1 protein-coding gene is annotated in these 1556 nt (G+C 70.1%); it reads right to left on the bottom strand.

The features are described 5' to 3' along the window. Window positions 1-1556: helicase associated domain-containing protein (locus tag FGF04_RS39125; RefSeq protein WP_188114426.1), on the bottom strand; the 1556-nt coding region annotated here is incomplete at both ends.

The following is a 1556-nucleotide window of genomic DNA, read 5'->3' as shown; positions in this document are numbered from 1 at the left end:
GTGGCCGGCTGTCTGGGCGGTGATCCTGATCGTGCTCAGCAGGTGCTGCTGGTCTGGGTGGAGTTGGTCGTACCGCAGGCATGCCCGGGTCATCCAGCTGCCCAGGGCGGTGTTCGGTGCAGGGACGCGGGCGATGGGGTCGAAGGGTTCGCCGGCTTCGATGTGGTCGCGGGCACGGTAGTAGTTGCGCTGCCAGTGCAGATCCCACGGCGGGTTCCACCATGGATCGATCGCGGCCAGCCTTTGGAGGTGGGGTGAGGGCGGCTGCCCGGCTCGGGCGCGTTGTCTGGCGCGGTTGCGCTGGCCGAACAGCCACCACCCCAGCGGATATCCGTCGCACCGGGTGTCGCGGGGGGCTGCGAGGTGACCGTGTGCGGCTGCGTAGGCGCGGGCGTGTGCCAGGGCTGTCTCGAAGCCTTGCCTCAGATCAGCGCGGTGTCCCAGGCGGCTGTGGGGCTCGCGGGGACGTTTCGGTTCGGTGGCACGTCGTGCGCGCCGCGCACCGGTGGGGGGTGCAGGACCTGCTGCCTTTCCGGCTTGGCCGGTCGTGTCTTCCGAGTCCGGGACCGGGGCGGTAGCGGGTGTTCTCGCGGCCGTTCGTGCATGTTCGCGAGCCGTGCGGGCTACGCCGGCCGTGATGCCAGCGTCAGCGAGGAGTTGTTGCTGGCCCTTGCTGAGCTGCCCGTAGGTGGCGCACTGGCGGCGCAGCCAGCCCACGACAGGAGGGTTGTGGAGGTCGCGGAAGCTGTCTTCAGGTTTCAGAGGGCGGCCCTGGACGGCGCTGCGGGCCCGGTTGTAGCTGCGCTGCCAGCGTAGGCCCCAGAGCGGGCACCACCAGGGGGCGATCGCGGTGAGAGCTTGGGCGCGGCCGGCGGGCAGGGGGCGGTGGCCGGTGCGCTGGTAGTTGCGCTGGTTGGTGAGCCACTGTCCCAGGCGGCAACCGTCGTGGACGGTTGCCGAGGTCACGGACGCCAGGTTGCCGTGTTCGGCGGCGTAGGAGCGGGCGTGGGCGAGGGCTTGTTCCGCGCCGGCTTTGAGGTTGCGCCGTCGGGGCCGAGCTGATGCGGCCGCCGCGGCGTCGATACCGATCTCGGCGAGCAGGTGCTGCTGTCCGGGGTGGAGAGCGTGGTAGGCGACGCATTGCAGGTAGAGCCATTCGCCCAGGTTGTAGCTGGTGGTGGGAAAGCCTGTCTCGGGTGTGTGGGGGCCGTGGATGGTGGTGTGATCGCGGGCTTGGTGCCAGATGCGCTGCCACTGCATGCTCCAGGGCGCGTTCCACCACGGGTACAGCGCGCTGAGGGCGGCGGCTTGGTGCGGGGGCATGCGGGTGTGGGCGGCGCGCTTATTGGTGAGCCAGTGGCCCAGCGGGTAGCCGTTGAAGGTGTCGTGTTTTGCGACGGCGAGATGCTGGCGCTGCTTGTAGTAGGTGCGGGCATGGACGAGTCCTTGGGCGAAGGCCTGCTCGGATGTGAGGCTGTAGCCGCGCTGCGGCTTGGCCTGGCGGTGCGCGGGTTTCAAGTCGCCGGCGAGCGGGAGTGGGGCGAGGAGGTCGGTGA

This window comes from Streptomyces apricus (assembly GCF_008369065.1).
In the GTDB taxonomy this organism is placed as follows: domain Bacteria; phylum Actinomycetota; class Actinomycetes; order Streptomycetales; family Streptomycetaceae; genus Streptomyces; species Streptomyces apricus.
The sequence above is the reverse complement of the archived record's forward strand: the minus strand, read 5'-3'. Positions and strand labels throughout refer to the sequence as shown.